Source organism: Bacillus sp. EB01, assembly GCF_000613125.1.
Taxonomy (GTDB): Bacteria; Bacillota; Bacilli; order Bacillales; family Cytobacillaceae; genus Bacillus_D.
This window is the reverse complement of record NZ_HG964497.1, coordinates 1,144,712-1,171,291: the sequence shown is the minus strand read 5'-3', so window position 1 is coordinate 1,171,291 and position 26,580 is coordinate 1,144,712. Positions and strand designations below refer to the sequence as shown.

Genomic DNA, 26,580 nt, shown 5'->3' with positions numbered 1-26,580 from the left:
ATGGAATTTACACCGACAACTATGCCTTGGCGGGACTGCTACAAGCTTTTGACTGGAGCAATCATCCCGAGGCCAATCGCGTTTGTATCGACGTTAAGTAAGAATGGCGTCGCCAATGCTGCACCATTCAGCTTTTTTACGGCTATCAGTGCCGACCCAATGCTAGTCTGTTTTTCACCCATGAGGCGTGGAACGGACGGAGCCAAAAAGGATACATTAACAAATATTGAAGAAACAGGGCAATTTGTCATCAACATCGTTAGTGAAGAAATCGCTGAAAAAATGAATATTTGTGCTATGGAATTTACTCCCGATATTGATGAGTTTGAAGCATCAGGCCTGACGAAGGCCCCTTCTGAAAAAATTGCTGTCCCAAGAATAAGAGAATCGAAAATAAACTTTGAATGTGAGCTAGAGCAGGTTCTTCATTTCGGAGAACACGCCGGTGCGGGGAGCCTAGTAATTGGAAGAGTCGTCCATGTCCATATGGACGATGAACTCCATGATCAGGGCCGGATTCTAGCTGAACCCCTTCATCCTATTGGAAGGCTTGCCGGCAATTTTTATACAAGGCCGCTAGCCTCCACGTTTGAGCAAGCGCGCATTGTGAATTCCGGTGATAAAAAATGAGATTTATATCATTTGTAAAGAAAAGTGGGGAACAAGCTGCAGGCTGGCTGTTGGATGACCGCCATGCCGTTGATATGAGTGAAGCATCCGAGGGCCGACTGCCTCAGTCAATGCTTGAGTTTCTCGACAAGTCAGAGGAGAATTTCATCTTGGCAAAAAAAGTTAACAGTGGGTTGGATGGGAAGTCGCAAGGGGTTTATTCCCTTGAGGAGGTAAGGCTTCTGGCTCCGCTGCCTAACCCAAGAAGCTTCAGAGACTTCTATGCATTTGAGGCTCATGTAAAAACTGCACGTGAAAATAGAGGACTCGGCATGATTGATGAATGGTATGAGATACCGGTCTTTTATTTTTCAAATCATCTTGCTATAAAAGGCCCAGAAGAGAAAATTGAGAAACCGAAGGGCTGTCGAAAACTTGACTACGAGCTCGAAATTGGCTGTGTGATTGGCAAGACCGGCAAGAATATCCGAGTGGATGAAGCTGACGATTATATATTCGGTTATTGCATCCTCAATGACTGGAGTGCTCGGGATTTTCAGCAAAAAGAAATGAAGGTTGGGCTTGGCCCTGCAAAAGGAAAGGATTTCGCCACCTCAATCGGGCCGTGGATCGTTACAGCGGACGAATTAATCGGGTTATTGGACAAAAAAGGGTTTGATTTAGAAATGAAGGCGTCCATTAATGGCCAGCTCCTTTCAAAAGGAAACATGAAGGAAATCCACTATTCATTTGCTGAAATGCTGAAACGTGCTTCGGCAGGGGTAACGCTTCATCCAGGCGAACTGATTGGATCGGGCACAGTTGGGACCGGCTGCATCCTTGAGCTTGGGGAAGATGTACATCGCTGGCTGCAGTCAGGCGATATAGTAGAGCTCCAGATTGATAAATTGGGAACCTTAAGAAATGTAATTTCAAGGGAAATGGGGTGACTCTATGTATTATAGGCAGTTGGGGAAAATCCCCCGGAAACGGCACACGATTTTCAGAAAGGAAGACGGCACGCTATACAGGGAGCAGGTAATGGGAACAAAAGGGTTTTCAGGAACCCAATCGATACTTTACCATGTCCATATGCCGACAGAGGTAGTCAAAGCAGAAAAAATAATTCCTTTTTTACCAGATTACGAGGCAGAAGGGGTGCTGCGGCATAGGCATTTTTATACACCGGAACTCAAGACAGCCGGAAATGCGCTTGAAGCAAGGGAATATTTGATGGGCAACAGCGATTTATTGATTGGTACCGCCCATGTCACTGCCGCAATGGAATCCTTTTACCGCAATGGCGACGGCGATGAATTGCTTTTTATCCACCACGGTTCGGGAAAACTGGAGACGATGTTCGGGACACTCAATTATAGACCCGGGGACTATTTAGTGATTCCAATCGGAACAATATACCGGCTACGTCCTGATTCTGAAACTAAGATCCTGTTTGTTGAGTCCTATTCGCAAATCACTACCCCCCGGCGATATCGGAACGAATATGGACAGCTTCTTGAACATAGCCCTTTTTGTGAGCGGGATATAAGGGGACCTGAAACGCTCGAAACTTTCGATGAGAAGGGTGATTTTGAGGTTTTGACCAAAACGAGGGGGTATTTGCACCAGCATATCCTCGGCCATCATCCTTTTGATGTGGTGGGCTGGGACGGTTATCTATATCCATGGGCATTTAATATAGAGGATTTTGAGCCAATTACAGGGAGGGTTCATCAGCCGCCGCCGGTCCATCAAACATTCGAAGGCCATAATTTTGTTGTTTGCTCGTTTGTGCCGAGAATGTATGATTACCATCCGGAGGCTATACCAGCGCCATATTTCCACAGCAACGTTAACAGTGACGAAATGCTGTATTATGTGGAAGGCAACTTCATGAGCAGGAAGGGAATCAAGCAAGGGTCGATAAGCCTGCATCCAAGCGGCATCCCGCACGGACCGCATCCAGGAAAGGCCGAGGCAAGCATCGGCAAAAAAGAAACACTCGAACTTGCGGTCATGATTGATACTTTCCGCCCGTTGAAGGTATTCAAAAAGGCAAGAGAAATTGAGGATCAGGATTACATGTATTCATGGCTTTAAGAAGATTAATAGGGTTTCCCGAGCTAAGATCGGGAAACCCTTATTTTTATTACAGTATCCAGATTGGCATTTATAGTGAAGCGCAGCCTAAATCTCACTTTTGCCGGAATGCCTTATCAAAAAAGAGCCCGCCAACCGCGGCCTCTTTCGGTAACTTATTTTGGTTCATTGTGCCAAATGATAGCGAGCGTTCCTTCGCCGGCATGAGCAGCAATGGTTGAGGAAATTTCGCCGATGAACGTTTTTAGCCCTGGAAAGGCTGATTTAAGAGCTGCTTCCATTTCTTTTGCTTTATCCGGAACATTTCCGTGCATTACCCAAACTTCTTCTATATGGTTCTTGCTGTGGGCTTCACCAAAAAGCTCCACAAGCCTTGCACCAGCCTTTTTCTCAGAACGGACTTTCTCAAACAGTTCAAATTCCCCGTTGGTATTAATTCGGATAATCGGCTTTATTTTTAGGATGCTTCCAAGCAGGTATTGAGTACCTGACATCCGCCCGCCTTTATAAAATTGATCCAGATTTCCGAGTAACATATAATTTTGGCCGTTATCTGCTTCTTCGCGGAGGATTGTGGCTATATCGCTAACCCCCAGGCCATTCCCAGCAAATTCAATTCCTTTTTCAATCAGCGCGGTTATTGCATAGGACAACGACTTTGAATCAACCGCTTCCACGGGGAATCCAGCCATTTCCGCTCCAGCAATGCAGCTTGACATCGTTCCGCTTAGTTTAGAGGAGATATGGACAGCTATTGCACTATCGTAGTTCTCTTTGAGTTTTTCAAAAAGTGCAGCAAACTTCCCGGAAGAAGGCTGCGACGTTTTCGGAACTGCTTTATCGCCGTTAATTCTTTGATAAAGTGTTTCTGTATCAAGATCGATACCATCTTCAAAAGCATCATTTCCAAAGATGATTTCAAGCGGCACCACGTAAACATCGGGGTTAGCCTTTAGCTTTTCTGTTAGGAAAACAGTACTATCAGTAATCCAGGCAATCTTCTTTTTGGTCATATTCTAAATGTTCCTTTGCGGGGTTATTTTGGTAAGCTTTTCTGCTATTTTACCATTTATATAGGTCATAAGATATATAACTTACTATTCTATCTTTATTTTTCCTAAATGCCAGGCAACTTAAACATTTCATTGCTGATATGTATGTAAAAAGGTAAAATAAGCTAGCAATTGAAGTTCCTGAAAAAAAGAATGATGGGAGGAATATGGATGCTGTCAGCCTTCAGGAATTTGCACCCGCTCGTAATAAATATACTTATAGGGACCATGTTCGGCCGGATGGCAACATCCATGAGCATTCCGTTCCTTGCGATTTACCTGACCCAGGTAAAGAATGTTTCTCCCGGGCAGACCGGATTAATCATTGCTGTAAGCTCGCTAGTCGGGATATGCACAAGCTTTGCAGGCGGTTATTTGTCCGATCGGTTAGGCAGAAAGGTCGTTTTGTTTGTTTCAATTTTTCTATGGGCTGGAGTATTCGTCCTTTTTGGAATGGCCGAGACTGTTTCGGGCTTTTTTGCAGCAAATGCATTAAATGGTTTTTGCAAATCAATATTTGAACCAGCTTCACGGGCGCTGCTGGCTGACCTTACTGAACCAAAGAACCGCCTGGCAATTTTCAATTTGCGCTATACTGCTATAAATGTCGGGGTTATTTTCGGACCGCTTTTAGGTTTTTATTTCGGTTCATCCGAAAGTACATCTGCTTTTTTCATTGCGGCAGGCGTTTATGTTCTCTATGGAATATCGCTGATAGTAACCTACAAGAAAACAGGCTATAGCGGAGCTAACCTCAAGGGGACGGCCAACCAGAAACCAGTACGGTTCGCAGATGCGGCTCGGATTGCGATTAATGACAGGATTCTATTGCTTGCATTGATTGGCAATATACTTGCTGTTCTGGCCTATGCTCAGTTCAATTCTACACTCCCGCAATTTCTATCTGGTTCACTTGGCGGGGATAAAGGTGCGGCCTTGTTTTCCGGCCTGCTCATATTGAATGCGGTGACGGTCATTACCATTCAGTACCCGTTATTGGCGTTTATAAAAAGATATCCGCCCATCCTTTCGATAATGGCAGGAAACCTAATTTCAAGTATTTCTGTATTGCTTTTTGCATTTGCCGATTCTGTTCCATTATGGGGAGCAGTAATTTTCCTTTTTACCATTGGGGAAGTCCTAATGTTTTCAATGACTGATGCCTTCCTAGATTCGATTGCAAAACCAGACTTAAGGGGTACATATTTTGGCGCAATGGGTTTTACCCAGATAGGAAACATAGCCGGACCTTCACTTGGAGGCTTTCTGCTCAGTTGGTTCGGCTTCAGTGATCCATTGCCTGTTTTTGGTATTCTGGCAGGGATTTCTTTACTGGGAGTTCCAGTTATGTTTGCTGTCAAAGTTCATATGAAAAGGGAGCTTTTGCACGGAGGCGCTTCAAAAACAGCCATTTAACCGATACTTAATGAGGGGGAGGAAATAAAGAACGGATATTTTCCTGCTTCAAAGGGTATATTGATTTTGGTATGGACGAGAAAATAAAGGAGGATTTATAGATGCAATCATTCGTAGTCAGTTTCCATCAGGAAGATAAAGTCGATGCTATGCAAATCCAGAAACTCAATGAAGAGGACTATAATAAAGCTACCGAAGGCGGTACACGGCATTTGTTTGAACTTGATACCAACATTGGATTTTTTGTGTTTTTTGATGCGGAAGATGCTGATGGTGTTGTTTCACACCTGTTGCTCCAATATGAGGAGGACAGTGAGGAGCCAACAGCCTGTTATTCCTTTGCAATGAAGGATTTTTATGAGTTCATGGCTTTATATTTGAATGACCTGGAATTTAATGAAGAAACGAACGAGGAAGAAGAGGAATACGGGCCAATTCACCATCTTGCCCATCTCCTCTACCACATTGTTGAAGATGGCGGCTCACTCGACGCTTAAAGAATTTTTGGAGAAAACAGCATCCTGTTAAACAGGGTGCTGTTTTTAATTAGAACAAATAGCCATCACACAGCATACTTTGATATGGGCAGATGAACTAAAATTTTCAGGAAAAAATTCATAAAAAAGTGGAAAATTACAACAATTGTGGATAATATATGTTATACTAACTTTGGTTCTGTTCATATAAAAATAGGGTAAACAAGCATTAATATCAAAAGTGGAGGGAGCAGGCAGAATTTTTATGAATACAGTGTTGAAAAAAACTCCATATTTGCTATTTTTGCTCGTCATACCTGTATTAGGTCTAATTTATCAGTTTCTAAATACTCATCCAACCGATGCGGTGCAAATATCAACCGCACTAGACGGGTATATACCATTTTTGCCTATATTCATCATCCCCTATATTCTTTGGTACGCCTATGTATTTCTGTATCTCGTATACTTTTGTTTTAAAGATACGAGGGTATACTTAAAGACTATAATTCTTATAGTTGTTGGGGAACTTATTTGCTTTGCAATCTATTTCTTTTTCCAAACAACCGTCCCCAGGCCGCAATTGCAAGGGGATGGCATACTCATCGATCTGGTAAAGCTGATTTATTTAAATGATCAGCCGTTCAATTGCTTCCCAAGTATCCATGTCCTGACAACATTTGCGATAATGCTTGGTTCGCTTCATATTAAGGAGAAGCATCCAGTTACAATCCTGTTCATTCATATACTTGGCTCGCTTATTATTATATCCACCTTGTTTGTTAAACAGCATGTAATTCCGGATATGATTGGCTCTATGTTTCTGGTTACTTTCTTATATGGCATTCTATTTGAATTCTATCAGGTGCGTGTCGAAGAAAAGAAAGCTATTTTTGTTAAAAATAAATAACAATCTCCTGGAGGCTGCATAAACGCAGCCTCCGTTTTTATTTTTTTATTGCATTTTCTGTCCCAGAGTTAGCGCAGTATCCGAAGTGCTCAAGTCCAACTGGTATTGTTTGCTTAAATCCGCAGGATAGTAATACCCTTTAGCTGTCATGAACTCACTTATTGCGGTATGTGTCTGAATGGCATCATGGAGCTGTTGCTTTAGGGCTGCACGAACTTCTGGCGTGCCGGTTTCCGTTATCACTGCGGCAAGGTTTCTGATGCCCGAATTTGGGGTTATCAGAAAGTCCATGGCAATGACCTGGTCTGTCATACCACCCATTCCTCTTGTCAATAAAAAAATCCTGGAGAGTTTGAATATGGCGTACCCCAGTTTCCCGATCTGCTTCAAGGATTGCTTTTAGTTCTTCGTCAATAGCGAGCTTGCTCATCAAGGCCAATTTTGTTAAACAGACATTATTAAAAGGACGATATTCGTGTAATTCAAGTGCTTCATGAATTCCGAGATGTTTTTGTCATAGCATTCACTCCCATACTAATTCGCATTTATAATGCGTCTTTTTTTGCATTTATTCAACTTCTTTCCATGCATAATCCTTTGAGCATATGAGAAATTAAGTTTGTATGTATGTAGAGAGGTTGTTTGAATGAAGCATGAAAGTCTTGCTCTTCATGAAACGTTCGAAACGCATTTTCATAGTTCGAACCAAATTATATGATCTGGTTTCTAAAGGGAAAATAGACCCGAGTAATATATTTACACATGTTATTCCACTCTCAGATGCTAAACGCGGCTATGAAATCTTTGATACGAAAACCGAAGATTGTATTAAGGTAGTCATGAAGCCCCATTAATTGGGATAGGCGGCCGATGCACTGATCATTAAAGGGACATTAAAGTATGCACATGTAAATAATCATTGCAGAGGAAGGCGCCGTTTGCATGTCCCGAAGGCGCTTGAGCTTTTGTTTAAGGAGAATGTATATGCCTGAACTCCCGGAAATGGAACGCTACAAGAACATCCTTGGGACGAATTTAAAGGGGAAAACCATAACAGAGGTTGAGATAAACAGGGAAAAGTCTATCAATATTCCTGTGCAGGAGTTTATCTATGAAGTGAAAAACAGAAAGATTGTTGCCGTAAAAAGAAGGGCAAAGCATCTGATCTTTGAACTCGACTCAGGCAAAAGCCTGCTGCTTCATTTAATGCTGGGGGGCTGGATGTTTCTTGGAAAGGAAGAAGAAAGCCCCGACAGGACAAAACAGGTCATCCTTTCATTCGGGGATTTGAACCTGAATTTTATCGGCTTGCGGCTTGGATACTTCCATCTTTTGAATTCAGGAGAACTACAGGAGAAACTGGCAGGCTATGGTCCTGAGCCATTGACTCTGGGTTATGATGAGTTCAAGGAAAGGGTAGGAAAGAAGAAAGGAACATTGAAATCGATTTTGGTGGATCAAAGCATCATCGCCGGAATAGGAAACTGTTATTCAGATGAAATTTGTTTTACAGCGGGCTTAAGCACGGCAGCAAAAGCTGCGGGCTTAACTGAATTACAACTTTCCGCGCTTTTTTCTGCAATGAAACCTGTTTTGATGAGCGCATTGGAAATTGGCGGTTATATGGATGACCCGCTCTTTCCAGGTGACACGAAAACAGGCCAGTACAATCACCACTTCCTCGTTTTTGAAAGGGAGAATCAGCCTTGCAAAAGGTGCGGAACTACTATTATCAAAATTAAGGTTTCCTCGAAAAAGTCTTTTATCTGTCCCAATTGCCAGGGGGCATAAAAAACAAAGCTATGTTTACCATGATGATTTCTCAGGTATAGTCCTGTATTAAGGATTATGGGTGATCATCTTGGAGAAAACGTTATCATTTTTCAATGAGTTTAGTGCCGGGCGTGTAGTTACATACATCGCCTTTTCTTTGTTGATTTTAATATTGAACTGGGTCTTAAGGAAGATTGCTTCAAGTTATGCTAAAAAACGAAGCAGCCATGAAAAGCCTTTTTTTGCGTCGGCGGTTTCTTTGATTAACTGGTTTACCTTTTATGGAATAATTTTATTGTTCCTCTTTTATTTCTCTGAGACGAAGTGGCTGTTCAAGGCTTTATATTCTCAGGGCGGAGTGGACGTGACCCCATTTCTGATTATTGTTGCGTTCATGATTGTGTCATTGGCACACCGCCTTGTAAAACTCTTTACGAAATATGTCCTTTCGAATGTGTATGAGCATTATGGAGTCGATAAAGGCCTAGGGTTCACAATCAATCAAATCGTTTACTACTCGGTAATGTTTGCAGCTCTTGCCGTTAGTTTTACGAGTGTCGGCCTTGACCTGACTGCCTTTGGAGCAGTGTTGGGTGTTCTTGGAATCGGAATTGGTTTTGGGATGAGGAACGTGGCAGGGAACTTTGTATCTGGTATCATTATCCTGTTTGAAAGGCCTATAGAGGTCGGAGAGGTTATACAGGTTGATGGGAAGGTAGGAAGGGTAGAAAAGATTCGCCTTCGTTCAACGCTGGTTCGGACAGCGAAAGAAGGAACACTAATCGTACCCAATCAGTATTTCATTGAACAAATTATAAAAAATCGAACAGGCGCCGAAATGATAGCTCAGGTTCGTACCAATGTTCTTTATGGTACAGATTCGAGATTGGTCCATCGGCTGCTTGAGGAAGCAGTAACCATAATTAAAGAAGAAACAGATGGAATTCTTGAAAAGCCGCCTGTTGAAATTCGCTTTATCGAATTTAAGGACAATGCAATGGAGTTTATTATCGAGCTTCCTGTTCTTAATTTCGAAATTAAAGAAAGGGTCGAGAGCGACCTTAGACATTCTATCTCGAAGCTATTTGCGGACAACCACATTAAATTGCCTGTCAAAGAGTTTTCACTGCGGGAGTATTAATGCACTTAAACGCTCAAGAAGAATCTTCCTGTTTTTAGCGTTGTTGGAATTGGGTAAACGTTCAATAAGCTTTAAAGAAGGAGGAATAGCACATGAACGACAACCATGGCCGTATCAAAACAGATGAACAAAAGCAATACTTTAAGGATCGCGCTGGTACAGACGAGGCTCGATTCCATGTGGTACCTCATGATGATGAAGGATGGGCCATTAAAATGGAAGGCAAAGATGAACCTGAACTGACAACAAGTTCTCAGTCAGAGGCTGTTGAGGAAGCAAAACGGATGGCTGAGGAAGCCGGCACAATGGCCTATATTCATAACGATGAAGGCCGCATTGAAGAACAGCATAATTATCAAGATAAGAAGTAATCTCAATTTTACCGCCCGCCGTACTAACTCGCGGGTGGTTTTTTATTTATTTAAGGTAGTTTTCCCAACCTCCATTAGCGATTATTTTGTATTAACTGTATTGTCCATAGGGTACTATTTACTGGGTTAAATAGCAGATTGCTGTTTAACCCAAAAATAACCCAGGAGGAAATACATGAAAAGAAATCTAAAATTCACCTTAACGCTGATCTGGCTGCTCATTGCCCTTGTGCTAATCGAGCCGCTGCATGTTTCAATTACAAAAGCAGCCACCGGAACCGGGACTTGGTCATCGCCATTTTCAGTTTCACAGGCGATCAGCAATCAATCAGGTACTGTTAAAACCGTCCAGGGCTATATTGTCGGCCAGCCAACCGCGACCAATACAGTAGTCAAAAGTAATTTTCCCAATGATTATGCACTTGCTTTAGCTGACAGCCCTTCTGAAAGTAATACCGCGAAAATGGTGTATGTGCAAATCCCGACATCTTACCGTTCTTCTTACGGCTTATATTCCAATCCATCACTTTTGGGCAAAAGTATAAAAGTAACTGGTACTCTTACTGCTTATTTTTCACATCCCGGCCTGAAAGATGCGACTGCATTCGAGCTTCAGGGAAGCACGACACCTACCGAGCCAAGCGAACCTCCAACATCTCCTGCAGGTTATTATGATTCTGCGGCGGGGAAAACGGGGGAAGCTTTGAAAACAGCTTTACATAACATCATTGATGATCATACTAAAATCTCCTATGATGGGGTCTGGGATGCTCTTAGAAAAACCGATGAAGATCCGAATAATACAAATAATGTGATTCTTCTTTACACAGGGCGTTCCCAGGGCAAATTTACGAATGGAGGAGATGTGAACGATTGGAATCGCGAGCATGTTTGGGCTAAATCGCATGGCGACTTCGGCACAACGATGGGCGCGGGTACTGATCTCCATCACCTTCGGCCTACAGATGTTAGTGTCAATAGTTCACGTGGAAATAAGGATTTTGATAATGGAGGCACACAACATACAGAGGCGCTGGGTAATTACACTGATTCCGACTCGTGGGAGCCTAGGGATAGTGTTAAAGGCGATGTAGCAAGAATGTTGTTCTACATGGCGGTCCGGTATGAGGGAGACAGCGGGGAACTCGATCTTGAGCTAAATAACTTGGTTAACAATGGTACTGCTCCATATCATGGAAAGCAATCAGTATTACTGCAGTGGCACTTGGAAGACCCTGTTGATGCGTTTGAACGAAAACGGAATGACATCATCTACGCTCAGTATCAGCATAATCGCAATCCATTCATTGATCATCCTGAATGGGTTTCGTTAATTTGGCAATAACATAAGTAAGAAAACTTCGTTTCGGAACCATTGCCAAAAATATTATAAATCCTACAAAAGCAGGGCAAATTCGTAGTGGAATTTTGCTCTGCTTTTTCCTTTTATAAAGTTTTTTCGAGTAGAAATTTCCGGCCTTACAGATTGATTCTTCCTTTTTGATAAGTAGTGGAATTACAGATCAGCAAATAAAAAGGCGTCAAAAGCAATCACGAAGTTTCAATTTTATGATTGGGTTTGATTGTTTTTGAAAGAAAATGATTGAAATCTGCAATCGGTTTCATTATAATGAAACTGTACTAAGGAAGAGGTGGAAGATGATGTTAACTCCAGAACGGCATCAGATTATTTTGCGGCTGATTAAGGAAAAGCCTCATGTGAAAATCCAAGAAATATGTGATATTACAGGAGCCTCGGAATCAACCATCCGGCGCGATTTGACCCAGCTCGAACAGGAAAAGTTCCTAAAAAGGGTTCATGGCGGTGCCGAACGGCTGCGAGGGAAGCTTCAGGAACCAAGCATGGCTGAAAAATCATCCAAAAACCTTCACGAAAAAATCCAAATTGCTAAATATGGTGCTGGACTTGCAGAACCAGGTGACTGTATCTATCTGGATGCTGGTTCAACAATACGTGAAATGATTCCTTTTTTTCCTGAAAAGGACATTGTTGTTGTAACGAATGGACTAATGCATATACAGCCCTTAATGGAAAAAGGCATTGAAACCTATATAATTGGCGGTTATGTAAAACAAAAGACAAATGCGATTATAGGCCGGGGAGCGGTTGAAAGCCTTGACCAATATCGTTTTGATAAATGCTTCCTGGGAGTAAATGGTATCCATCACCAGTATGGCTATACTACTCCTGACCAGGAGGAAGCAATGATAAAGCAAAAAGCTTTGAATATGTCACGCGAAGTGTTTGTACTCGCTGACAGTACAAAGTTTACGGAAATTGCCTTTGCCAGGGTTGCAGAATTACACGAAGCATCCATTATTACAAACGCTCTTGATCATGAGCTGGAAAGGCACTACAGCAACAAAACTGAAATAAAGGTTGTGACAGAATGATTTATACATTGACCTTAAATCCTTCGGTGGACTATATTGTCGGACTTGATCAAGTCGTACTTGGCGAATTGAATAGAACTAAGTCGGAAGCCAAGTTCCCTGGAGGAAAAGGTATAAATGTTTCCCTCCTACTTAAATCAATGGGAATTGAATCAATAGCAACAGGCTTTATAGGGGGATTTACAGGAGACTACATTAGGACCTCCCTAGAATCGAAGGGTATTAAAACTGCTTTTATCGAAGTCGGCGGTGAAACAAGGATAAACGTAAAGCTGAGGGCAAAAGAGGAAACTGAAATAAATGGACAAGGCCCGGCAATAACTGCTGAAGACATTGAAACTCTTAAAGAATGGGCAAGGACGCTTACCAGCGGGGACATTTTGATTCTTGCCGGAAGCATTCAAAACACACTGCCACGGTCCATCTATAAGGAGCTCATCTCTATATGCAAGGAATCGGGAGCGGAGGCTGTTGTTGATGCAGAAGGGGAGTTTCTGAAAACAGTCCTTCCTCATAAACCTTTTTTAATCAAACCAAATCATCACGAGCTTGGACAGTTTTTCCATACTGAGATTCAAACTGCCGAAGAAGCGATTCCATTAGGAAAGAAGATGGTGGAGTTGGGTGCTAAAAATGTCATTGTTTCGCTTGGAGGAAATGGTGCTGTCTTCATTAATGAGAGAATTGCTTTACGCGCAACTGCTCCAAAAGGTGATGTGAAAAGCACGGTTGGCTCTGGAGACTCAATGGTTGCCGGGTTTTTGGCCAAGTACCTTGAGACAGGAAATGAGAAAGAAGCATTTCGGTACAGTGTTGCGGCGGGAAGTGCCACGGCTTTTTCAATAGGCCTTGGGTCGAAAGAAAAGGCAGACGAGTTGCTTGATCAAGTATCTATCATAGAACTCAATTAACCAATCTGAGGGGGAAAACCTGTGAAAATCACTGAATTGCTCACAAAGGAAACAATCCTGCTGTCCATTGGGGGAAGCGGAAAGAACGATGCAATTGACCAGCTTGTTGATGTTTTGTACCAGGCGGGCAAAATTGATAATAAAGACAGCTTCAGGGAAGCGATTTTAAAAAGGGAGGCACAAAGCACGACTGGTGTGGGAGACGGAATTGCCATTCCCCATGCCAAAACCGCGTCTGTAAAACAGGCAGCAATTGCTTTTGGTAAATCGGAATCAGGTGTTGACTACCAATCGCTTGATGGCCAGCCAGCTCACTTGTTCTTCATGATTGCAGCTCCAGAAGGGGCAAACAATACCCATCTTGAAGCACTTGCAAGACTTTCCGGTATCCTGATGCGGCAGGAAGTCCGTGAACAGATTATGGCTGCTAAGACAAAGGAAGATGTTATCAGCGTTATCGACAGCTATGACAAGGATGAGGAAGAGGAAGAAACTCCAAAGGAATCAAAGAAGGATTTCGTTGTTGCAGTCACAGCCTGCCCTACAGGCATCGCTCATACGTATATGGCAGCGGATGCTTTAAAGGCAAAGGCGGCTGAACTTGGAGTCGATATCAAGGTTGAAACAAACGGCTCGGGTGGCGCAAAAAACGTGTTAACGAAAGAAGATATTGAGAATGCATCAGCTGTCATCGTTGCAGCTGATACAAAGGTCGAAATGGACAGGTTCTCAGGAAAGCCTGTCATTGAGGCGCCGGTTGCTGATGGAATAAGGAAGCCAAAAGAACTTATTGAAAGGGCTGTAAGGAAGGATGCTCCGCTTTATAAGGGCAACGGCCAGACAGGAAGCTCTCAGTCCAAGGACAACAAGCCTAAGTCGATTGGCGGCACCATATATAAGCACCTTATGAACGGTGTTTCAAATATGCTCCCATTTGTCGTAGGCGGCGGAATCCTGATTGCATTGTCGTTTATGTTTGGACATAACGCCTTTAATCCAGATGATCCGACTTACCATCCAATTGCGAAAGCATTGATGGATATCGGCGGTGGCGGAGGGGCATTCAGTCTTCTGGTGCCTATTCTTGCCGGATTTATCGCGATGAGCATTGCTGACAGGCCAGGATTTGCGCCAGGTGCTGTTGCGGGAGTACTTGCCAACGTAGGTGGTGCTGGTTTCCTAGGCGGCCTCGTCGCTGGTTTCCTTGCAGGTTACCTTGTAATCGGGTTGAAAAAAGCTTTTGCAAATCTGCCTAGATCACTTGAAGGCATTAAAACGATTTTGCTATATCCGTTATTTGGTATTGGCTTATCCGGCTTCTTAATGATTTTCCTTATCAATAAACCAGTAGGTGCCCTTAACACAGCTATAACTGAATGGCTCTCCGGGCTGGGTACTGGAAATGCAGTATTGCTTGGAGCTGTAGTCGGGTTAATGATGGCGTTTGATATGGGCGGTCCTGTTAATAAAGCCGCTTACTTGTTTGGTACAGGATTGATTGCAAATGGCGTATACGAGCCTATGGCAGCAATAATGGCGGCCGGCATGGTACCTCCGCTTGGAATTGCTCTTGCAACAACTTTCTTTAAAAAGAAATTTACTAATGAGGAAAGGGATGCCGGCAAAGCCAACTATATTATGGGTGCATCCTTTATCACAGAAGGTGCAATTCCTTTTGCTGCAGGAGACCCATTAAGGGTAATACCGGCTGCCATGGCCGGCGCGGCTGTAACAGGGGCACTGTCGATGGCATTCGGAATTGGACTAAAAGCACCACACGGCGGAGTGTTCGTTGTTCCTCTTGTGGATGGCTCTTGGCCACTTTATCTCCTTGCAATCGTAGCAGGGTCTATCGTTACTGCTATAATGCTCGGCTTATTGAAAAAGAGGATAGAAAACTAAAGAAATAAGGCGGCAGGATCAATCCTGTCGTCTTTTTATTCCCGTATAATAATTAAAATAATGGTAGTTATAGTGAAATATAGAGGAAAAGAGGAGGTAGGGGACGTACAAAATTGGAGCGGCTTCGAAAAGCGTTTCTAGCAGGAATTAACCTGTAAAATCACATCTTGCAGCTACAACACCGAAAAGCTTCGGGAAACCGCTCAATACGGTAAGACCACGAATACCAACAGTGTGGACTAAATACTGTTGTTGCAGCCATTACAAATCGAGGGACAATTTGAAAATAGGCGCATTATATGTAGCGCGGATTTTCAGGTTGATGCTTCATATTTGTTTCAAAAAGTTCCCTGTGTTCATCCAAGTAAAAGGAAAGATGCATGTTATTAAATGTTATCAAGCCAAGGACAATTCCATTCAATAAAACGCCAATGGACTGGGTTATGTCATTATCGATTATGATGATCCACCATAGACACGAAGAACCAAGAATAAAGAACGCAATGAAAAAAGACTGGAGCACAATTTCGCCTGGCCTTTTATCTGCCTTTATCTGAATAAATACGTGAACAAGTGAGCAAATCAAAGCAAAAATGAGTAATCCCACGTAAATCGCTGAATTCATATCATATATCACCTCCCTGCATTTTTTATTATACAGGAATAATCATCAACAAGCCCACTATTTTATTCCAAATCTATGAAAATTTGAATATTCAAAGCAACCTTTTCAAAAAAGGTTGCTTTAAGGGTGGGATTGGTAAGTGTAGTCTTTATATTTTATCTCATTAAAATTACCGGTTGGCTTGCTTTCAATGATGTTACCGATTGAATCCTTCGTAACCTCATATTCCTCATACATTTCAATTGTATAACCACCAATATTTTGTTTATTAACAAACCTGTATTCGTACTCTGTCACCTGGTAAGAGGAGGACACTACTGAAGCACGCCTGACTGGAGGAGAATCTTTTTCAACGTAATAATTGCTATTTAGTAGGGAATAGGGTGATTCCAAATATGCCATACCCGCCAATGCTATCGCCAAGCCAATTAAACTAAGTTTTTTACCTGCCGCCATTTTTACACCTCTTCCATGGGATACCTTGTACACTATATGCAAAGAATTTGATTTTATGGCTTTTGCCCAGGTATTTGATTTTTCAGGGTATAGATTTGAAGGGATAGCCTAGCCTTACAAGGATGACAAGAATAGTCTACAGCAAAGTAAAAGCCCAGACCCTTATATAAAGGGCTGAGCTTTATGGTCCGATTTTCATTTTCGCACTTCCAAAACGGGGCGGCTCACTAATATACAAGCAAATAACTTTTTATACTATAAAGAAGTTTTCACTTGCTTCGAACGGTAAAACTGGTAAAGTATCAGCGCAATTATTGAAAGAATCGCTCCCGAAATATAAGGAAGGCCAATTGAAATGGAATATAGCAGACCGCCAAGCGGAGGTCCAAGTATTCTTCCAAGAGAATCAAACGATGACAAGAAACCCGTTACACTTCCATGCCCTGAAGTGACTGTTTTTGTTAATATGGATGAAACACTAGGCCTGATTACTCCGTTGCCAATACCAAAAATGCTCAAAAATATAGCAGCAGTAATGAAATTATCGACAAGCAGAATGAGCGCGAAGCCAATGGCTGATACAAGGATGCCTCCCTGAATGACCTTTCCTTCACCATACTTCTTAGTCAACGGTCCAATCATTCCACCCTGGACCACTGCTCCCGCCAATCCCATAATCATAAAAATATATCCAAGACTTACAGTATCCAAACCTGCTTTTGTAGCCGCAAAATAGGCAAATGTAGCCTCCAACCCAGCGAGCGACAATGAAATAAAGAACTGCAGAAAATATAGGATCCCGGAAGAACCTTTTAGTGCAGAATAAAACGACGCATTTTTTTGAGTTTGGGATGCCCTTGAATCTTTCGAAGAGGATTCCTTAAGAAGCAGGGCAACTAATATAAATGTGAGAATGGATAAACTACCAGCGATGGTAAAAGGAAGGCTAAGGCTAGTTTTTGAAAATATACCGCCAATTGCAGGGCCGAACACAAAACCAAGTCCTACCGCCGCACCAATGATGCCCATGCCTTTACTGCGGTTTTCAGGAGTTGTAATGTCAGCTACATAGGCCATGGTTGTCGGCATATTAGCCGAAGAAAGAAGCCCGCCAATAATTCTTGCAGCAAACAGCGTCCACATTGAATTCGCTCCAGCCATCAGGAAAAAAGAAATAGCGAGGCCGGCAATCCCTACAAGCATTACAGGCTTCCTGCCAATTTTGTCTGAAATCCTTCCCCATACCGGTGAAAAGATAAGCTGCATCAATGAATAGACAGCCATTAGAAGCCCAAGTTCCGTCGGACTTCCCCCAAGCTCTTCCGCGTAAAACGGAAGGACAGGAATGATAATTCCAAATCCAACCATCACCAAAAACATAATAAGAAACAAAATCGGCAGTGCTCGTTTTGTTTCAACCACAAAATCACTCCTAAACCAGCAGGAACTATCGATGTTAAATGGAGCCTGCCATAAAGAATTCACCCGTAGAATACAGATAAGTTAATCTTATATTCTCTAGGGCAAAAGTCAACTTTTTTAAGAGTTCCAGAAAAAATCCTTCTATATAAAAGTTTATTATTAGGGTGAACTACTATTTCCCTGTTCCCGCGTAATACACTTTTAATTTAATCGACAGAAAAGGAAGTAAGACATGCTATCAATACGCTATACAAAAGATAGCAATTGGTATCACGATGCTAAAGCCGCATTCCCATGCGGATTAGAATGGTGCATCGCCGGATTACCTTTTTAGAAGATACCAGGAGAAAGTAGATCGTTTTTGACAATCTTCAAATTTGTACCAAGCAGAATATTTTATTATGATTGTTGCAAGAGGTAAGGAAATAGAACTAGTAATATATATACGTGGTATAACAGGGTCTCCAGGATCCGTTATATGAAGAGACGGAACCACTACCGGAACAGGAAGTGAAGAAGGCATAGAGATTATCATTGAATTACTAACTCTCGTGTTTTTTCGCGAAAAACAACCTGAACTGAACAGGAATGGGATGAAGAGATGAAAACAGGACTGAAGGTCACCATTAAACCAATTACACCAGATGAGTTGCCACTCCTCTGGGAGATGATTTACGGCGAGGAAGAACCCGAATGGAAAAAATGGGATGCCCCGTATTTTCCGATAAAGAGAATAGAAAAGGAAGAATATATCATTAGTTTGAACATCCTGATTGAAGAAGGCCTTAATACAAGATGGTCAATATGGGCCGATGGGAAATTAATTGGGACTGTTTCTTATTATTGGGAACACAAGCCCTCACTGTGGCTCGAAGCCGGAATTGTCATTTACGATCCTGCTTATTGGAATGGCGGATACGGAACCGAAGCTTTTAAGCTCTGGATCGACCAGCTTTTTGAGACAATGGCTATTCATCGAATAGGTTACACAACCTGGTCCGGCAACAAGCGGATGATAAAAGTAGGCGAGAAGCTTGGAATGACCATGGAAGCCAGGATTCGGAAAGCGCGAATCTATAATGGGGAGTTTTTCGACTCTATTAAGATGGGCATTTTGAAAGAAGAATGGGAAGAAATCCATTACACGAAAAAAACGCTGTAGGCCCCAGCCTACAGCGTTTACTACTTATTTCACCGATTTCCGTGCAGTTTCGGAAGCGAAGTCGGCAATTATAACGAGAATCATATAGCATATCAAGAGCAGCGTCAGTTCAGAGTAATGGAAGAAGCTCATGCTAAGCTTGAATTGCATACCGAGACCGCCTGCGCCAACGAAGCCGACGACAATCGTTGTCCTCATGATGACTTCCCAGCGATATAAGATATACGTCAGGAACTTTGGCATGACTGCCGGTATGACTCCGTAAAATAAGCTCTGCCATTTGGAGGCCCCCGCACTTGCCAGGTTTCTAACCGGACGACCGTCCATATCTTCAATAACTTCTGCCCATAGTTTTCCCAGGATCCCGAAATTATGAAGAGCGAGGGCAATAGCGCCAGGGAGGATTCCTGGTTTAAAAATAAACACAATCATCATAGCCCAAACGAGTTCAGGCACAGCCCTGGAAAAAATATAGGATATGCGCACAAGTCCGAACAATATCCAATTGTACCAGCGCTTTGTTGTCGTTAGGCTTCCGTCTGCAATATTCCGTGCCGCTGGTATGACAGTCAGGAAAGCTGCAATGGTTGCAAAGCCAATAGCCATGATGCTCATTACGAGGGTTTCCCAGGTGAGCCCGATGGCCTTTTTCCAGCTTTCCGCATTAGTGAATGCCGGGTTTTCTTCATTCATACCAAGCATTCCGCCAAAGAAGTCCAATGTATATTCAGCGTTTTCTTTTGTAAAAAGCGAGGAAAGGCTTGCGTCTTCTGAAACATAGATATACCCCCAGGTAAGCCCTATTAGGAGAAATGCAATAAGTACTGAAGACCTTCCGGTGACAAAGATTTTCTTTTTTCCTTTTTCCAAAAGTGCCCTGCGGACCAAGCTGCTCCATAAGTCGACCATTATGACAAGCAAAATTAGGAAGAATACATATGTCCAAACTTGATCATAGAGCAAATCATCAAGTGCTAGGTCAATCTGGTACCCGAGCCCGCCTAATCCGATGAAGCTCATAATCGCGGAGGAGCGAATCGCACACTCAAACCGGTACATCGTGTAGCTGGTAATATCAGCGCGAACAAGCGGCAAATAACCATAAAGGAGCAATTGAAGGCGTGAGGCTCCGGCAGTTTTCAATGCTTCAATCGGCTGGGTTGGCACGTCAGAAAGCATATCAGCAAAAATTCTTCCGAGGATTCCTCCGTACGGAATCGCAATGGCAAGGATTGCTGCGTAAGGGGAAAGTCCAATAGCAGCCACAAATAGCCAGGCCCAGACTAGCTCGTGGATGGCACGAGTAAAGCCAAGGATTCCTCTGAAAAAAAGCCTGGTGAAGAATCGTGAGCCCTTCCCATTTGTAAGCACTCCCGAGGCAAGCACACCGGCAATAAATGCATAAATAATTGCCAGTGACATGCCTGCCGTTGCATACGCAAGCGTAAGCCACGATGCCTCAAAGCCAAGCTTCAGTATGTCAGGGGAAAGGGAGGGAGAAACTAGTCCTTTTAAAATCTCAACTATCATCGCTTCGCCGCCGGCATGAATCAGCTCGGGACCCCACTCAACAGATGTTAAACTCCAAAGGAATACCAATGCCAGCAGGAGCGTTAATGATAGCCGTTTATGCCGCATTTTTGGGAAAGCTGCATCTTTATTCATTCGCTGGCAGCCCCTTTAACCTGTACAAAACCTCAAGCAAGGAATCCGTCACCTCGCCAGCAGGCAAATCGAACAGTACTTCACCATTTTTAAGGCCGATAATCCTCGTAAAATACTTCCTAGCATACTCGACTGAATGGAGGCTTGCAATGAGGGACTGATTTTGATCAGCAACAATTTCTGTCATAATCGCAAGCACATCCTCTGCGCGGGCAGGGTCGAGAGACGCAACCGGCTCATCAGCCAAGACAAGCTCCGGCTTTTGAACGAGAAGGCGGGCAAGAGCAACTCGCTGCTGTTCTCCACCTGAAAGCGTAGATGTTTCCGCGTATGCTTTATCTTCCAGTCCGACACGCCTTAATGCTTCCAGGGCAAGTTCCTTTTCCTGAGGAAATACAAGAGAAAGGAGGGACTTCGCTAATCCCCACTGCGAAAGTTTTCCGGCTAGTACATTGTGGATGACAGGCAGCTGGCCAACCAGGTCAAATTGCTGGCGGATGACGCCGACCTTCCTGGCAAATTTCTTTCCGCTCTTAAAAGAGGATCTTGGCTTGCCATCAATCATCCATTCGCCCGAATCAGGCTCAACTGTACCAGCAATCGTATTGAGGAGGGTGGTTTTACCGGCTCCGCTTGGCCCTATTAGCGCGACTCGCTCACCTTTCCCCACAATAAAAGAAAGGGAAGATAATGCTATCTTCCGCCCAAATGTTTTTGTAATTTTATTAGCTTCCAATATAGTGGTTTTCACCATTCTCTAATCACACCATTTATTTTATAATCTTCAGTTCCTTTGCTACCTTTTCGATTGCCTGATAATTTTCGTTTTTCGTTTCAACGAACTTATCTGCTGCAAACATATCAAGTCCTTCTAGATCCTCAGCATTCATTGAAAGGAGGGCATCTTTAAGGGCTTTTTTAGTTTCATCGTCCATTTTGTTGACTGTCCAGTGATAATCATAGTAGGCAGGAGTAGTATAGAAGACGCTGACCTTGCTTGTATCAACCTTTTTTTCAGCAACTGCCGTTTCCCATACGGATACATTAAGGGCACCAGCTTTGAAAGCACCCGATTCTACCAATTTGTAGGTTGTATCGTGTGAGCCTGAGAAATTAGGCTGGCCGTCAAAATCCTTTGTTGGATCAATGCCTTCCTCTATTAAATAGTAACGAGGCATCAAATGTCCAGAAGTTGAGCTTTCACTGCCAAAAGTGAACGTCTTGCCCTTTAAATCAGCAAGTGATTTGATGCTAGGGTCATTTGTAATAAACACGGAGTGGAATTCTGCATCCTTAGGTCTTTGTGCAATTGCTTCAGCTTCAGGCACTAGGTTGCGGGCTTGTACACCTGTCAGTCCGCCAAACCAGGCAAGTTGAATTTCACCTCTCTGAAATGCGGTAACAAGAGCAGCATAATCAACTGAAGGAACAAACTCTACTTTCATTCCTGTTTTTTCAGAAAGAGTCTTGGCAACAGACTCCATATTGCTGTTCAGCTCTGTTGCGCTCTGGTCAGGTATCGCTCCGATTTTAATTACTTGATCCTTTTTGGGTTCATCGTTATTTTTCCCTGCATTGTCTTTTTCTTCATTTCCACCGCATGCTGCCAATGCCAGAACAAGAAGGGAAGCAAGGAGTAGTGTAAGCCATTTTTTCATGTTGAAGCCTCCATAAGATTTAGTTTTAACCTAGATTATTGTACCTGATAAATCTTCTCAAAAAGCCGAATTAACACTATTGGCACAATTCAAATTTACGATAACTAATTAAATGATGTATCGATTTTTTCGATGGCAATCAATTGACTAAGTCTCTTTTGAAGCCGAACAAAAAAATATCGTACTGAAAGGGCTATGAATTCTCATCCGACGGAATGAGTAGAGACCGAGAAAATCACGTGGACTTTGCTGCGCTTGAGGTTAGAATACCACGAAGAAACGAATGGATTAAACAAAGTTTTTAGCGATTCTGAAAATGATTAGGGAGACTGAGACTAGTTTTGGTAAATCAGTGAAACTGCCATAAAGACGGGAAGATAATTGTAAACTGATTCTCCTTAAGTACGTATCAGGGTTAGTATGGAATAGTCCTATATAAGGCCATTAAATTTTGTGGATTAGAGCATAATTATTTCATTAAAGCTAATTATATAAGGGCTGTCTAAAATCAAATGCGAGGGTGATTTAACAATGGACATTTTAAATTTATTTGGTGATGATAAATTACAAAATTCAAGTGGTCAGGAAAATGAGACTAGTTCAAATCAAAATCAGCAGGATAGCCAAAGCAGCGGGAGTCTCAAGCTTCATAAAGAAGAACTGGACATAACAAAAAATAATATCGACGCTGGCGAAGTAGTATTAAGTAAAGAAGTTGTTGAGGAGCAAAAGACTGTCAATGTTCCAGTTATGCATGAAGAAGTTGTCATTAAGAGAACACCGATGAATAACGAACGGAGCAATGAATCCATTAACTCAGGCGAGACTATCCGTATTCCAGTCAGCCAGGAAGAAGTGGAAGTTAACAAATATACAGTCACTACCGAGGAGGTATCTGCTTCAAAACGTGAGGTTGAGGACACTCAGCAAATCCAGGAAACACTCCAGCATGAAGAAGCCCATGTGAATACAACTGGAAGCGTCGATATCGTTTCTGGTGAATCCGGATTTGAAGATATTAATAAATAAAGGTTTAGACACTGAACACCTTTTCATTTCAATTTAATGGAAAGGTGTTTTAACTATCCTTGGAAGGTGACTCTTTTGTCAGATAAACAGGAAAAACGTGAACTCCAATTACATAAGGAACAAATGCAGGTAAGCAAGAAATGGAGTGAAACAGCTAATGTTAGGGTCTATAAAAGAACATATACCGAGGCGAAGCAAATTAATGTGCCCATAACTCGTGAAGAATTGATCATAGAAACAAAGTCAGCGCTTTCAGATGACACTCAAGATTCAGGCATCGAAACTATAACCATACCATTAATGGAAGAACGAATTGAAGTCATCCTCCATCCAACAGTGTTGGAGGATGTGGAAATTTATAATCACCAATATAAAGAAATTATTCAGATTCAGGAAATATTGAAGGAGGAAAGAGTACGAATAGAAACAATGGGAGGCGCAAAGGTAGTTTTAGACGAGATTAATGGAGAAAATTGAGTTTTTTTCTAAATGAGAATCCGTTATTAACTCCCATGAAATAGATACTGAAAAAGGGCATACAATAATAGACCAAGAAAACCAAGTTTTTTTAAAAAGGCTGAGCCTCAAAATGTTGAGATTAGGGTTGGCAAATAATGATAAAGACTCATCTTGCTATGTAGTATGAAATTAAGCAAATCTCGGGCAACAATACACTAATATAAAGGAAGCTCAAGGCTTTTGCGCCCTGAGCTTTTTTGTGTGCTAATTTTACTGCTAAATTACCAGCTAATTGTATGTTGATTTTCTACTAATTGCTTTGGGAAGAGCACTGTTAATTCGAATTTTGCACTTCGTTACCGAACCATATTATTTTAAGAGGTACGGGTTTACATTTAGGATTAGTTAGCTTTTTGCGACCATTCTTCAACATCCCAGACCCTTGATACCCAGCCTTCATAAAAATCAGGCTCGTGGCAGACAAGGACAACGGTTCCCTTGTAATTTTTCAAGGCACGCTGAAGTTCTTCCTTTGCTGTTATATCTAGATGGTTCGTTGGCTCGTCAAATAGAATCCAGTTGCTTTCATGCATCATCAGCTTGCAAAGGCGTACCTTTGCTTGCTCACCACCGCTAAGCTGGCTTAAGGGGCGGGAAATGTGTTCATTTTTCAGGCCACATCGGGCAAGCGCTGCCCTCACCTGATGCTGATCAAGAGACGGGAACTCATTCCAGACATCATCGATCGGGGTAATATCCATCGCTTTAACTTCCTGCTCAAAATAAGAAGGGAAGAGGAAGTCACCGTGTTCAATTTTTCCACCAAGAGGCTGGATTTTCCCAAGCATCGTCTTCAACAAGGTTGATTTGCCGACACCATTACATCCAACAATGGCAATTTTTTCGCCTTTTTCAATGACCATATCCATTTTTGGTAAAAGCGGGTGAGAGTAGCCGATTTCCAAATCCTTTGCCTCAAATACAAAGCGGCTGCTGCTTCTAGCCTCTTTGAATTCAAAGGTTGGCTTCATGGCTGTTTCAGGGCGGTCAATCCGCTCCATCCGGTCCAGCTGCTTTTGGCGGCTTTTTGCACGTCCGGTTGTTGAGTAGCGAGCTTTGTTCTTAGCAATAAAGTCCTCTTGCTTTTTGATGAATTCCTTCTGCTTTTCGTACGCATTAATATGCTGGTTCTTGTTGATTTCAGCCAGCTCGAGGAACTTTTCATAAGACGCAGTGTAACGAGTCAGCTTCGAAAACTCAAGATGGAAGATTGTATTTGAAACTGAATTCATGAACTCCGTATCATGAGAGATTAATAGGAATGCATAAGGATATTCTTTTAAATAACCGCTTAGCCAACGAATATGCTCAACATCAAGATAGTTGGTTGGCTCATCGAGCAACAGGACTCTTGGCTGTTCGAGCAGCAGCTTTGCAAGCAATACCTTGGTCCGCTGTCCTCCGCTAAGCGCCGCAACATCACGGTCCAGACCGATGGCGTCAAGACCTAATCCCCGTGCAGCTTCCTCTATTTTAATATCAAGGGTATAGAAGCCGCCTGCTTCTAGAGCATCCTGGATTTCTCCCATCTGCTCGAGAAGTTCTTCCAGCTCTTCTGGTGTGGCTTCACCCATTTTTGCTATTACTTCGTTCAATTCCTTTTCTTTTTCAAAAAGAGGAAGGAAGGCATCACGCAAAACATCCCTCATCGTTCTGCCTGGGGTTAAGATAGTATGCTGATCCAGATATCCGTACTGAACACTCGGGGTCCATTCAACACGGCCGCTATCATGGATGAGCTGATTCGTAATTATATTCATCAATGTCGATTTGCCGACTCCATTGGCGCCAACCAGGCCAACATGGTCTTCAGCAAGTAATCGGAAGGAAACATCCTTAAAAAGGACCCTATCCCCGAATGTATGACTTAAGTTATCTACAGTTAAAAGTGCCATTTTCTTTCGTAATCCTCACTTCATTCGAAAATTTTACCCATTTTCTTATCATACAAGATTTTCAGCAAAACTTCTATAGGTTCTGTGGCAATGAGGTTTGCGATTGTTTCCATTTAAGGAAAACGGAAAAAAAATAGCGCTATGTTAAAAAGGGATAGTGTGGCAATATAGAGAATTACTTTTTTAAAAGGGCTTTGTTAAATCATATAGATACTTTTTAATACTATTGATTTGAGCGTAAGGCGCGAAGACTCGTTCGAAAATGTAAAAACGCATTTTCTCCTGCGATGCTTTTCATGGAAGCTTATTCAAAGTCCTGGCGGGAGAAAAGGTCAGTGGGAGACCCCACAGGCGCTTGCGCCGAGGAGAATGAAATGCGTAAGCGCCTTGGTTAGCCCCGACAAGCGCTGGAGGGCCTGAAGGAGAAGTCGTTTTTTGACTTCACCTGAAGGACTGAAGCGACCTTGAGGGGCTAGGCGCTGAAGCTGGACTAGCTCTCAGGCCGCCCGCGGAAAGCGAAGCGCCTGAAGCGAAAATCAACATACTTGTTAAACACAGCCTTTAAAAAGGAGAGATTTGATGAAAAAATTATTCGAATACAATTGGCAGGTACGCAAGGAATGGCTTGAGTGGTGCAAGACAATTCCTAAGGAAGAACTTTTCAAAAAAAGGATTGGCGGACTTGGAACCATATACAGAACATTAATACATATTATTGAGGTAGAGGGGGACTGGATGAAGGATATTAACGGGGAGGAAATAACTGAATTAAACTACGAAATATTTCAGACAATTGATGATTTGATCCGCTACTCGGATGAGATTACAGCTAAAACAGCTCTCATCCTTTCCGGATATAAATATGAAATGGATAATCAGCAAGTGAAATGTTTTAACTCAGACGGCAGCTATAGCACATTCGCTTTAGGAGAAATACTGAGGCATGTTATTGCACATGAGATCCACCACATGGGTCAGCTTTCGATATGGGCACGGGAAGTTGGAAAAACACCTGTTAATGCTAATTTAGTAAACAGAGGGCTTTATAATTCGGAGAGTGGAGGGGAGTAGGA

Annotated in this window: 26 protein-coding genes and 1 pseudogene; 18 read left to right on the top strand and 9 right to left on the bottom strand. The window is 42.5% G+C overall.

Annotation, left to right across the window (positions count from 1 at the left end; translation table 11 throughout):
- From TY16_RS05350 to TY16_RS05340, 3 genes are read left to right on the top strand one after another with little or no spacing between them, the layout of a single operon-like run.
- Positions 1 to 630 carry a flavin reductase family protein gene (locus TY16_RS05350; protein ID WP_043930759.1) on the top strand — a complete coding sequence of 210 codons (630 nt, stop codon included), beginning with the start codon at positions 1 to 3 and terminating at the stop codon, positions 628 to 630.
- Complete coding sequence (locus tag TY16_RS05345; protein WP_043930758.1) at positions 627 to 1,559, top strand: fumarylacetoacetate hydrolase family protein; 933 nt, start codon at positions 627 to 629, stop codon at positions 1,557 to 1,559. The genes TY16_RS05350 and TY16_RS05345 overlap by 4 nt, the downstream gene beginning before the upstream one ends.
- A 4-nt stretch (positions 1,560 to 1,563) precedes the next feature.
- Positions 1,564 to 2,709 carry a homogentisate 1,2-dioxygenase gene (locus tag TY16_RS05340; protein ID WP_043930757.1) on the top strand — a complete coding sequence of 382 codons (1,146 nt, stop codon included), beginning with the start codon at positions 1,564 to 1,566 and terminating at the stop codon, positions 2,707 to 2,709.
- A 155-nt stretch (positions 2,710 to 2,864) separates the two neighbouring features.
- Here the strand turns inward: TY16_RS05340 and TY16_RS05335 are convergent, their stop codons facing one another.
- Complete coding sequence (locus TY16_RS05335; RefSeq protein ID WP_043930756.1) at positions 2,865 to 3,722, bottom strand: DegV family protein; 858 nt, start codon at positions 3,720 to 3,722, stop codon at positions 2,865 to 2,867.
- 210 nt (positions 3,723 to 3,932) lie between these two features.
- Here TY16_RS05335 and TY16_RS05330 point away from each other — a divergent pair, with 210 nt between their 5' ends.
- The 3 genes from TY16_RS05330 to TY16_RS05320 all read left to right on the top strand — a co-directional run bounded on the left by TY16_RS05330 (position 3,933) and on the right by TY16_RS05320 (position 6,563).
- A complete protein-coding gene (locus TY16_RS05330; protein WP_043930755.1) occupies positions 3,933 to 5,177 on the top strand; it encodes an MDR family MFS transporter in 1,245 nt (414 codons plus the stop codon).
- Positions 5,178 to 5,278: 101 nt separating this feature from the next.
- Positions 5,279 to 5,674: a hypothetical protein gene (locus tag TY16_RS05325; protein ID WP_043930754.1), complete on the top strand. Its 396-nt coding sequence runs from the start codon at positions 5,279 to 5,281 to the stop codon at positions 5,672 to 5,674.
- Between the two features lie 244 nt (positions 5,675 to 5,918).
- Positions 5,919 to 6,563 carry a phosphatase PAP2 family protein gene (locus tag TY16_RS05320; RefSeq protein ID WP_043930752.1) on the top strand — a complete coding sequence of 215 codons (645 nt, stop codon included), beginning with the start codon at positions 5,919 to 5,921 and terminating at the stop codon, positions 6,561 to 6,563.
- Between the two features lie 45 nt (positions 6,564 to 6,608).
- Here the strand turns inward: TY16_RS05320 and TY16_RS05315 are convergent, their stop codons facing one another.
- Positions 6,609 to 6,896, bottom strand: a complete 288-nt coding sequence (locus TY16_RS05315; protein ID WP_442853208.1) for a spore coat protein — start codon at positions 6,894 to 6,896, stop codon at positions 6,609 to 6,611.
- Positions 6,897 to 7,273: 377 nt separating this feature from the next.
- Between TY16_RS05315 and TY16_RS26820 the strand changes: the two are divergent.
- The 8 genes and pseudogenes from TY16_RS26820 to TY16_RS05280 all read left to right on the top strand — a co-directional run.
- Positions 7,274 to 7,417, top strand: a pseudogene (locus tag TY16_RS26820) (glutathione-dependent formaldehyde dehydrogenase); the annotation flags it as partial.
- Positions 7,418 to 7,547: 130 nt separating this feature from the next.
- A complete protein-coding gene (locus TY16_RS05310) occupies positions 7,548 to 8,354 on the top strand; it encodes an Fpg/Nei family DNA glycosylase (protein ID WP_043930750.1) in 807 nt (268 codons plus the stop codon).
- Between the two features lie 70 nt (positions 8,355 to 8,424).
- Positions 8,425 to 9,477: a mechanosensitive ion channel family protein gene (locus TY16_RS05305; RefSeq protein WP_231505564.1), complete on the top strand. Its 1,053-nt coding sequence runs from the start codon at positions 8,425 to 8,427 to the stop codon at positions 9,475 to 9,477.
- 92 nt (positions 9,478 to 9,569) lie between these two features.
- A complete protein-coding gene (locus TY16_RS05300; RefSeq protein ID WP_043930748.1) occupies positions 9,570 to 9,848 on the top strand; it encodes a DUF2188 domain-containing protein in 279 nt (92 codons plus the stop codon).
- A gap of 175 nt (positions 9,849 to 10,023) precedes the next feature.
- On the top strand, positions 10,024 to 11,193 hold the full coding sequence (locus TY16_RS05295; RefSeq protein ID WP_043930747.1) for an endonuclease: 1,170 nt from the start codon (positions 10,024 to 10,026) through the stop codon (positions 11,191 to 11,193).
- A gap of 317 nt (positions 11,194 to 11,510) precedes the next feature.
- Positions 11,511 to 12,263 carry a DeoR/GlpR family DNA-binding transcription regulator gene (locus TY16_RS05290; RefSeq protein ID WP_043930746.1) on the top strand — a complete coding sequence of 251 codons (753 nt, stop codon included), beginning with the start codon at positions 11,511 to 11,513 and terminating at the stop codon, positions 12,261 to 12,263.
- On the top strand, positions 12,260 to 13,174 hold the full coding sequence (pfkB, locus tag TY16_RS05285; protein WP_043930744.1) for a 1-phosphofructokinase: 915 nt from the start codon (positions 12,260 to 12,262) through the stop codon (positions 13,172 to 13,174). Before TY16_RS05290 ends, pfkB begins: the two co-directional genes overlap by 4 nt.
- Positions 13,175 to 13,195: 21 nt before the next feature.
- Positions 13,196 to 15,076, top strand: a complete 1,881-nt coding sequence (locus TY16_RS05280; protein WP_043930742.1) for a PTS fructose transporter subunit IIABC — start codon at positions 13,196 to 13,198, stop codon at positions 15,074 to 15,076.
- 295 nt (positions 15,077 to 15,371) lie between these two features.
- Here the strand turns inward: TY16_RS05280 and TY16_RS05275 are convergent, their stop codons facing one another.
- The 3 genes from TY16_RS05275 to TY16_RS05265 form a co-directional block, all read right to left on the bottom strand.
- A complete protein-coding gene (locus TY16_RS05275; protein WP_043930741.1) occupies positions 15,372 to 15,701 on the bottom strand; it encodes a hypothetical protein in 330 nt (109 codons plus the stop codon).
- 120 nt (positions 15,702 to 15,821) lie between these two features.
- Complete coding sequence (locus tag TY16_RS05270; protein ID WP_043930739.1) at positions 15,822 to 16,157, bottom strand: hypothetical protein; 336 nt, start codon at positions 16,155 to 16,157, stop codon at positions 15,822 to 15,824.
- Positions 16,158 to 16,412: 255 nt separating this feature from the next.
- Positions 16,413 to 17,537 carry a tetracycline resistance MFS efflux pump gene (locus TY16_RS05265; RefSeq protein ID WP_043934519.1) on the bottom strand — a complete coding sequence of 375 codons (1,125 nt, stop codon included), beginning with the start codon at positions 17,535 to 17,537 and terminating at the stop codon, positions 16,413 to 16,415.
- Positions 17,538 to 18,180: 643 nt separating this feature from the next.
- On the opposite strand from TY16_RS05265, the gene TY16_RS05260 reads away from it, so the two are divergent.
- Complete coding sequence (locus TY16_RS05260; protein WP_043930738.1) at positions 18,181 to 18,741, top strand: GNAT family N-acetyltransferase; 561 nt, start codon at positions 18,181 to 18,183, stop codon at positions 18,739 to 18,741.
- 24 nt (positions 18,742 to 18,765) lie between these two features.
- Here TY16_RS05260 and TY16_RS05255 read toward each other — a convergent pair whose 3' ends face one another.
- From TY16_RS05255 to TY16_RS05245, 3 genes are read right to left on the bottom strand one after another with little or no spacing between them, the layout of a single operon-like run.
- Positions 18,766 to 20,406 (bottom strand): PhnE/PtxC family ABC transporter permease, encoded by a 1,641-nt coding sequence (locus tag TY16_RS05255; RefSeq protein WP_231505562.1) that lies wholly within the window; start codon positions 20,404 to 20,406, stop codon positions 18,766 to 18,768.
- Positions 20,399 to 21,160: a phosphonate ABC transporter ATP-binding protein gene (locus tag TY16_RS05250; RefSeq protein WP_043930737.1), complete on the bottom strand. Its 762-nt coding sequence runs from the start codon at positions 21,158 to 21,160 to the stop codon at positions 20,399 to 20,401. Before TY16_RS05250 ends, TY16_RS05255 begins: the two co-directional genes overlap by 8 nt.
- A gap of 16 nt (positions 21,161 to 21,176) precedes the next feature.
- Positions 21,177 to 22,064 (bottom strand): putative selenate ABC transporter substrate-binding protein, encoded by an 888-nt coding sequence (locus tag TY16_RS05245; RefSeq protein WP_043930735.1) that lies wholly within the window; start codon positions 22,062 to 22,064, stop codon positions 21,177 to 21,179.
- Between the two features lie 531 nt (positions 22,065 to 22,595).
- Between TY16_RS05245 and TY16_RS05240 the strand changes: the two genes are divergently transcribed.
- Both TY16_RS05240 and TY16_RS05235 read left to right on the top strand, forming a co-directional pair.
- Positions 22,596 to 23,093 (top strand): YsnF/AvaK domain-containing protein, encoded by a 498-nt coding sequence (locus TY16_RS05240; protein ID WP_043930734.1) that lies wholly within the window; start codon positions 22,596 to 22,598, stop codon positions 23,091 to 23,093.
- 75 nt (positions 23,094 to 23,168) lie between these two features.
- The gene (locus TY16_RS05235) at positions 23,169 to 23,570 is read left to right on the top strand and encodes a YsnF/AvaK domain-containing protein (protein WP_052342604.1); all 402 of its coding nucleotides are present in this window, start codon (positions 23,169 to 23,171) and stop codon (positions 23,568 to 23,570) included.
- Positions 23,571 to 23,953: 383 nt separating this feature from the next.
- Here TY16_RS05235 and TY16_RS05230 read toward each other — a convergent pair whose 3' ends face one another.
- Positions 23,954 to 25,507 carry an ABC-F family ATP-binding cassette domain-containing protein gene (locus TY16_RS05230; RefSeq protein ID WP_043930731.1) on the bottom strand — a complete coding sequence of 518 codons (1,554 nt, stop codon included), beginning with the start codon at positions 25,505 to 25,507 and terminating at the stop codon, positions 23,954 to 23,956.
- Between the two features lie 579 nt (positions 25,508 to 26,086).
- On the opposite strand from TY16_RS05230, the gene TY16_RS05225 reads away from it, so the two are divergent.
- Positions 26,087 to 26,578: a DinB family protein gene (locus tag TY16_RS05225; protein WP_043930729.1), complete on the top strand. Its 492-nt coding sequence runs from the start codon at positions 26,087 to 26,089 to the stop codon at positions 26,576 to 26,578.
- The last annotated feature ends 2 nt before the right edge of the window (positions 26,579 to 26,580 follow it).

Coding starts and splice junctions, on each gene's coding strand:
- TY16_RS05350 (WP_043930759.1), top strand. CDS start 1: ATGGAATTTACACCGACAACTATGCCTTGGCGGGACTGCTACAAGCTT.
- TY16_RS05345 (WP_043930758.1), top strand. CDS start 627: ATGAGATTTATATCATTTGTAAAGAAAAGTGGGGAACAAGCTGCAGGC.
- TY16_RS05340 (WP_043930757.1), top strand. CDS start 1,564: ATGTATTATAGGCAGTTGGGGAAAATCCCCCGGAAACGGCACACGATT.
- TY16_RS05335 (WP_043930756.1), bottom strand. CDS start 3,722: ATGACCAAAAAGAAGATTGCCTGGATTACTGATAGTACTGTTTTCCTA.
- TY16_RS05330 (WP_043930755.1), top strand. CDS start 3,933: ATGCTGTCAGCCTTCAGGAATTTGCACCCGCTCGTAATAAATATACTT.
- TY16_RS05325 (WP_043930754.1), top strand. CDS start 5,279: ATGCAATCATTCGTAGTCAGTTTCCATCAGGAAGATAAAGTCGATGCT.
- TY16_RS05320 (WP_043930752.1), top strand. CDS start 5,919: ATGAATACAGTGTTGAAAAAAACTCCATATTTGCTATTTTTGCTCGTC.
- TY16_RS05310 (WP_043930750.1), top strand. CDS start 7,548: ATGCCTGAACTCCCGGAAATGGAACGCTACAAGAACATCCTTGGGACG.
- TY16_RS05300 (WP_043930748.1), top strand. CDS start 9,570: ATGAACGACAACCATGGCCGTATCAAAACAGATGAACAAAAGCAATAC.
- TY16_RS05295 (WP_043930747.1), top strand. CDS start 10,024: ATGAAAAGAAATCTAAAATTCACCTTAACGCTGATCTGGCTGCTCATT.
- TY16_RS05290 (WP_043930746.1), top strand. CDS start 11,511: ATGTTAACTCCAGAACGGCATCAGATTATTTTGCGGCTGATTAAGGAA.
- pfkB (WP_043930744.1), top strand. CDS start 12,260: ATGATTTATACATTGACCTTAAATCCTTCGGTGGACTATATTGTCGGA.
- TY16_RS05275 (WP_043930741.1), bottom strand. CDS start 15,701: ATGAATTCAGCGATTTACGTGGGATTACTCATTTTTGCTTTGATTTGC.
- TY16_RS05270 (WP_043930739.1), bottom strand. CDS start 16,157: ATGGCGGCAGGTAAAAAACTTAGTTTAATTGGCTTGGCGATAGCATTG.
- TY16_RS05265 (WP_043934519.1), bottom strand. CDS start 17,537: ATGTTTTTGGTGATGGTTGGATTTGGAATTATCATTCCTGTCCTTCCG.
- TY16_RS05260 (WP_043930738.1), top strand. CDS start 18,181: ATGAAAACAGGACTGAAGGTCACCATTAAACCAATTACACCAGATGAG.
- TY16_RS05255 (WP_231505562.1), bottom strand. CDS start 20,406: ATGAATAAAGATGCAGCTTTCCCAAAAATGCGGCATAAACGGCTATCA.
- TY16_RS05250 (WP_043930737.1), bottom strand. CDS start 21,160: ATGGTGAAAACCACTATATTGGAAGCTAATAAAATTACAAAAACATTT.
- TY16_RS05245 (WP_043930735.1), bottom strand. CDS start 22,064: ATGAAAAAATGGCTTACACTACTCCTTGCTTCCCTTCTTGTTCTGGCA.
- TY16_RS05240 (WP_043930734.1), top strand. CDS start 22,596: ATGGACATTTTAAATTTATTTGGTGATGATAAATTACAAAATTCAAGT.
- TY16_RS05230 (WP_043930731.1), bottom strand. CDS start 25,507: ATGGCACTTTTAACTGTAGATAACTTAAGTCATACATTCGGGGATAGG.
- TY16_RS05225 (WP_043930729.1), top strand. CDS start 26,087: ATGAAAAAATTATTCGAATACAATTGGCAGGTACGCAAGGAATGGCTT.